Source organism: Streptomyces sp. NPDC057654 (assembly GCF_042800135.1).
Taxonomy (GTDB): domain Bacteria; phylum Actinomycetota; class Actinomycetes; order Streptomycetales; family Streptomycetaceae; genus Streptomyces.
Map to the genome: position 1 here is coordinate 1 of NZ_JBHVHQ010000659.1, position 4,887 is coordinate 4,887.

Sequence of the window (4,887 nt, forward strand, 5' to 3'; positions counted from 1 at the left end):
CGACGACGCTCGCCCCGCCCCCTCCCCTCCCGCTGCCGGCCCTCTGGCCCCGGAGGGTCCGAGACGAAAGCCGCGCCCAACGCCCGCCCCGGGGTCAGCTCACGCGGCCGCCGTTGTTCAGGCTGGCTTCTCGGGCGGCGGCGACGATGTTTTGGAGGGCTGTCACGTGGCGCGACAGCGCGTGGTGGCCGCTGGCGGTCAGGGAGAGCCAGGTTCGAGGGCGTTTGCCTGCGTAGCCTTTGCGGATCTCGGCGTACCCGGCGGTCTCCAGGGTTGCCGCGGCCTTGCTCAGGACCGAGTCGGACACCCGGCAGTGATCGCGGACCAGCCCGAACTCCGCCTCGGAGCAGCCCGAGAGGAACGCCGCGATCGCCAGTCTCGTCGTGCTGTGGAACGCCTCGTCGAGGGCGGGGCTCGGCGACTGGGGCGGGTCAGCGTTCATGCCAGTTCTCGCAGTTCTCGCGATTCCCACCGCATGGTGGCGGCGCTGCGTCGGGCGAAGCCGGATCGGGTGCCGGGCGGGGGCGTTATCTCTGCGGCCGCTACGACGCCGCCGCCGCGGTTCATGGGTCGGGCTCGTTCCTGAACTAGCCTGACAGCAGCCGGAGTTGCCTGGTCCGGGCCTTCGCCGCTGCTGTGCTGCTGCATCACGCGCTCCCCGTTCTCCCGGCGGCATACCGGTCGGCCGATGTCGGCCACCGCGCCGTGCATTTCCGCATCGGAAAGTCAACCACGGCGGCGGCCGAACCGGGCAATGCTCGTGTATAGCGCCGGAATAAGGGCTACTCGGCGGGCTCTGCGATCAGCGCCGTGCCGAGGCGGCTGAAGCCGAGCCGCGCGTAGATCCGGGCGACGTCGTCGTCGCCCGCCGACAAGAACACCGTCTCGACGCCAGTCGATCCGGCATCGGCCACCAGCGCCGCCGTGACCTTCAGCCCCAGGCCGCGGCGGCGCGCCGACGGCAGCGTCCCTACGCCGACGATCTCGCTGACCTTCCCGACCGGTTGGTGCTGACCGGCGCACAGCGCCGTACCGTTCACCAACGCCGCGGCCACGCGGGTCAGTCCGGCCCGGATGCGGGCCGCTATACGTTCCGCCGAACCGTCATCGGCCTGGCTCCGCACCAGTTCCTCCAGCTCGGCCAGGCCGGCCGTCCCCACGGCCGTACCAGGGTCCGCGAAGGCCAGGTGGGGGACGGCGAGGGCGCTCGGCAGGGCCGGGTCGTCCGGTTCCACGGTCCGTATCCGCACGCCGTCGGCGTCCTCGGGAACGGCGACAGGGGCCGACGCGGCATCCAGTTCGAGCACCATCAGGGGGTGTTCATGCACCACCAGGCCCGCCTGTTCGACGGCGGCCCTGAGCCCCGGCGTGGTTTCGGCCACCCACTCGAAGCTCTCCGGCGCGCCGAGTTCGCGCTGCCGCGCCCGTACGTCGGCTACGTCCTTGGCGCTCACAGGCCCTGCGTGCCCCAGGGTCGGGCGCGCGTAGTAGGGCCAGCCCTGCCCCTCCCGCACGAACAGCGTCAACGGCCCGAAGTCCTCGGCACGAGCGCCGGAACGGGGTGCGGCGTCGTAATACCGCTCCAGCCGCTCCAGCATTGCGCTCTGGCCTTCGCTCTCCACGGCCACATCCCTCACCACTCACGCCAGGCGTCGGTGATCTCGTGAGGCTCCATGCCGTTGCGCACGGCGAGGGCCGGTACGTCTATGCCGCGCTCCGCGAGCACGACGTAGATGTAGTCGCACAGGTCCTCGCGGTCGACGGTGTCGAAACCAGACCCCCCGTGCCCGCCGTCCTCGTCAATGTCATTCAGCGCAACGACCACGCGCTCGACCGCCCCCAGCACCGAGTCGTCTGCCGACGTCCTGGCCAGCCTCGCCGCCTCCGCCTCGTAGGCGCGAAACGCTTCGTCCACGGCCTGGACCAATGGCTCGGGGTAGCACCGGGTCATCCCGGCGTCCTTGAGCTCCAGTTCCCCCGTCGCCAACCCCCGTGCCTCCTCAGCAATCGCTTCGCGCCACCGCTGGGAGGGTCGTGTCATCGCCATACGACCGAACATACCCGCGCCCACTGACAACAGCTTGGGGCGCTGGGCCCGTCCAATGCCGGGTACCGCGCGGGTACCCGGCGCCCCTCAACCAGCGCCTCGGCCCACGGAGCCGGTTTTGACGGCTCGTAGCAGCGCGCGCAGCGCGTCCGGGGTGGTAGCGACCACCCGCGCGGGAGCGTCGCTCTCGCGGAGACGAGCCCTGCCGCTGGAGTCGGCAGCGACCTCGACACACGCCTCCGTGCCGCCCTCGCTGAAGCTCGACTTACGCCACCGAAGCTGTTCCATCTGGGCCTCCCCAGGAGAAGAATCAACGGCCGCCGAACTCCTCTGCCCGCACGGCTCGTATGAACGCGCGGAACGCGACGGGGGTAGTGACGATCACCCGCTCCGGAACGTCGCCCTCGCGGAGGTGCCGGATGCCAGCGGAGTCGGCAGCAACCTCTACGCACGTGTCAGCATGTCCTTCGCTGAAGCTCGACTTACGCCACGTGAGCTGCGCCATGGGAGCCTCCCCAGAGTTCAGCCGCCTGCAAGTATGTCCGTCCGAACGGCGCGTATGAACGCGCGGAACGCAGCAGCACTGGCGGCGACAACGCGCGCTGGATCTTCGCTTTCGCGAAGACGAGCCACGCCGCTCGGATCGGCTGCGATCTCGACGCATGTGTCGGAACCCGGTTCGCTAAAACTGGACCTTTGCCACTTGAGCTGAGACATGCACGCCTTCCTAGAGTAGGGGGTACAGGAGCCGCTGAATCAGCCCCAGCGAGTCTTTTGCGATGTGCGCCTCCGGCGGGACTGTCGCATCCCGCGAAGGCAATGCCGCTTGTCGCAGAGTAGCGAACCAATCGGTGTATCTGGCAATGGCCTCGGGTTCACTGAGGTAAAGAGACTTCTCGATGTGCGCGACGATGACAGTGCTGAGTTCTGGCACCACCGGCTCAATCGTCGTGAAGGACGTGCCGAAGGCCACTGGCCCGTCGAATGGCAGGACTTGAATGGTCACGTTGGGCAGCCTGGATGCCTCCACCAGCCGCAGCAGCTGGCCGCGCATGACATCTCGCTCCCCTATCGAGGCATGGAGCGCAGCTTCATGAATGACTGCATGGAGCCACGGCGCCCTCTCGCCCTCCAGAACCTTCTGCCGACGCATCCGGAACTCAACGTCCAGGTCTTGCTCGGCGCGTGAGGCCCGCGCATACCCGCCTCTGGAGGTAGCCGTTGCGTACTCCGGCGTCTGAAGGAGTCCTGGCACAAACATCGGCTCGTAATTGAAGATGACCGCAGCGCCCGATTCGAGCTCAGCAACATCCATGAGGGACGGGCGCAATCTCTCTCGGTACTCGCTCCACCACCCCTTGCCCGACCTCTGCCCCAACTCGACCAAGGCGTCAACCAACGCCTTATTCGTATCACCTGCGACCTGCGCCAGGACGCGAAGTCTCTCCTCCGAGAGGCCCGTGCGCCCCGCTTCGACGTTGCTCAGATACGGCGGCTTCATCCCCAGCCGACCCGCCGCCTCGGCGACGGACAGTCCGCCCAGCTCACGGAGCTTGCGCACCTCCGCCCCGAACCGGCGTTGCCGATAGGTGGGGTTGCTCCTCAGCCCCATACGCCCTCCCTGTGTACGCACCCGCAGCCTCGCGCGGAACTCCCGTTGCCGCGAGACGGGTTGTAGCCGTTACACCTTTCACGCTACCTTAAGTATGGCTTCAGTCACAGACTGCACTCAACTGGAGGCTGCCATGCGCACGCCCAATGAGACCCTCAAGCCCGCCGAGCCCCCCAACCCCCACGAACCCTGGTCCTACGGCCTGTTCATCCCGCACGACCCGCGCGCGGTCGGGATCGTCAGGGCGACCGTTCGGGCCATTCTCAAGGCCGCGCGGCTCCACTGCGTCATCGATACCGCCGAGTTGCTGGTGTCGGAGCTGGCGACCAACGCGTACCGGTACAGCAAGACCGACGCCTACGTCAGCGTCGACTGGATTCCGCATGACCTCCACGTCGCCGTCTGGGACACGGGTACGGGACTTCCGCAGCGGCACGCGCCCACCGGGGAGGACGAGCATGGGCGCGGGCTGGGGCTCGTGCAGACGGTCGCGGATTCGTGGGGTGTGCAGAGCCGGGCGGGCGATCCCGACTCACCCGGCAAAGCCGTTTGGTTCATTCTCCGGACGTAACCAGCCGCTCAGCGAACGGAACCTCGCACGCCCTCGCCACGATCTCGATCTCGTCCCCCAGCGCCCACTCCGCCACCCGCGAAGCCATCGCCGCCGACACGGCGTCACTGCCGGGGCCCGCCGGAACGTCGTACGTGGCGTGCGCGTCGTGCGGAAGCACCACGCGGTAGTCGCGTTCCAGCGCGGCCCGTGCCGTGGCCAGGACGCACATCTCCGACATGAGGCCGCAGACGACGATCGACCGCACTCCTTCCTCCACCAGGAGGTCGCCGAGGCGCGTCCCCTCGAAGCCGTTGTCCTCTTCCTTGCGGATCACCGTCTCCCGGGGGCCGCTCTCCACCGGAAGGTGCAGTTCCCAGCCGGGTGTTCCCGGTTCGTCGGCCGTCCCCGGCGCCCCGTCGTTCTGGAGGTGGACGATCACTGCGCCGGCCTCGCGGGCCCTGGAGAGCAGGCTCTTGAGCTGTACCTGGAGTTCCGCCGCCGCCGGCGCGGCCTCCTCGCCCGTCATGAACGCGACCTGCGCGTCCACCACTATCAGCGCTTCCACCGGGCTCATCGCGTCTGCACCAGCAGCGTTCTCCGTCATGCCCTCACCCTATGCGGGGGCGCCGCGAGCAGCCTCCGGTTAATAGTGCGGTGCGCACACGCGTGTGGGGC

Annotated in this window: 9 protein-coding genes; 1 reads left to right on the forward strand and 8 read right to left on the reverse strand. The window is 68.5% G+C overall.

Going from position 1 to position 4,887, the window contains the following annotated elements; all coding sequences use genetic code 11:
- Positions 1 to 94: 94 nt before the first annotated feature.
- The 7 genes from ACFU99_RS33020 to ACFU99_RS33050 form a co-directional block, all read right to left on the reverse strand.
- Complete coding sequence (locus ACFU99_RS33020) at positions 95 to 442, reverse strand: transcriptional regulator (RefSeq protein ID WP_384399050.1); 348 nt, start codon at positions 440 to 442, stop codon at positions 95 to 97.
- A gap of 340 nt (positions 443 to 782) precedes the next feature.
- The gene (locus tag ACFU99_RS33025; protein WP_384399066.1) at positions 783 to 1,598 is read right to left on the reverse strand and encodes a GNAT family N-acetyltransferase; all 816 of its coding nucleotides are present in this window, start codon (positions 1,596 to 1,598) and stop codon (positions 783 to 785) included.
- 35 nt (positions 1,599 to 1,633) lie between these two features.
- Complete coding sequence (locus tag ACFU99_RS33030) at positions 1,634 to 2,047, reverse strand: hypothetical protein (RefSeq protein WP_384399052.1); 414 nt, start codon at positions 2,045 to 2,047, stop codon at positions 1,634 to 1,636.
- Between the two features lie 87 nt (positions 2,048 to 2,134).
- Positions 2,135 to 2,335, reverse strand: a complete 201-nt coding sequence (locus tag ACFU99_RS33035; RefSeq protein ID WP_384399054.1) for a DUF397 domain-containing protein — start codon at positions 2,333 to 2,335, stop codon at positions 2,135 to 2,137.
- A 22-nt stretch (positions 2,336 to 2,357) separates the two neighbouring features.
- Complete coding sequence (locus tag ACFU99_RS33040; RefSeq protein WP_384399056.1) at positions 2,358 to 2,552, reverse strand: DUF397 domain-containing protein; 195 nt, start codon at positions 2,550 to 2,552, stop codon at positions 2,358 to 2,360.
- Between the two features lie 17 nt (positions 2,553 to 2,569).
- Positions 2,570 to 2,764, reverse strand: a complete 195-nt coding sequence (locus tag ACFU99_RS33045; protein ID WP_384399058.1) for a DUF397 domain-containing protein — start codon at positions 2,762 to 2,764, stop codon at positions 2,570 to 2,572.
- Between the two features lie 10 nt (positions 2,765 to 2,774).
- A complete protein-coding gene (locus tag ACFU99_RS33050; protein ID WP_384399060.1) occupies positions 2,775 to 3,659 on the reverse strand; it encodes a helix-turn-helix domain-containing protein in 885 nt (294 codons plus the stop codon).
- A gap of 133 nt (positions 3,660 to 3,792) precedes the next feature.
- Here ACFU99_RS33050 and ACFU99_RS33055 point away from each other — a divergent pair, with 133 nt between their 5' ends.
- Entirely contained in the window at positions 3,793 to 4,230 is a 438-nt protein-coding gene (locus ACFU99_RS33055) for an ATP-binding protein (protein WP_384399062.1), read from the forward strand.
- On the opposite strand, the gene ACFU99_RS33060 is transcribed toward ACFU99_RS33055, so the two are convergent.
- Positions 4,214 to 4,816 (reverse strand): isochorismatase family protein, encoded by a 603-nt coding sequence (locus tag ACFU99_RS33060; protein ID WP_384399064.1) that lies wholly within the window; start codon positions 4,814 to 4,816, stop codon positions 4,214 to 4,216. The genes ACFU99_RS33055 and ACFU99_RS33060 overlap by 17 nt on opposite strands.
- Positions 4,817 to 4,887 lie beyond the last annotated feature (71 nt).

Bases quoted from the DNA above. Each gene is read 5' to 3' on its own strand.
- ACFU99_RS33020 (WP_384399050.1), bottom strand. From the start codon at position 442: ATGAACGCTGACCCGCCCCAGTCGCCGAGCCCCGCCCTCGACGAGGCG.
- ACFU99_RS33025 (WP_384399066.1), bottom strand. From the start codon at position 1,598: ATGCTGGAGCGGCTGGAGCGGTATTACGACGCCGCACCCCGTTCCGGC.
- ACFU99_RS33030 (WP_384399052.1), bottom strand. From the start codon at position 2,047: ATGGCGATGACACGACCCTCCCAGCGGTGGCGCGAAGCGATTGCTGAG.
- ACFU99_RS33035 (WP_384399054.1), bottom strand. From the start codon at position 2,335: ATGGAACAGCTTCGGTGGCGTAAGTCGAGCTTCAGCGAGGGCGGCACG.
- ACFU99_RS33040 (WP_384399056.1), bottom strand. From the start codon at position 2,552: ATGGCGCAGCTCACGTGGCGTAAGTCGAGCTTCAGCGAAGGACATGCT.
- ACFU99_RS33045 (WP_384399058.1), bottom strand. From the start codon at position 2,764: ATGTCTCAGCTCAAGTGGCAAAGGTCCAGTTTTAGCGAACCGGGTTCC.
- ACFU99_RS33050 (WP_384399060.1), bottom strand. From the start codon at position 3,659: ATGGGGCTGAGGAGCAACCCCACCTATCGGCAACGCCGGTTCGGGGCG.
- ACFU99_RS33055 (WP_384399062.1), top strand. From the start codon at position 3,793: ATGCGCACGCCCAATGAGACCCTCAAGCCCGCCGAGCCCCCCAACCCC.
- ACFU99_RS33060 (WP_384399064.1), bottom strand. From the start codon at position 4,816: ATGACGGAGAACGCTGCTGGTGCAGACGCGATGAGCCCGGTGGAAGCG.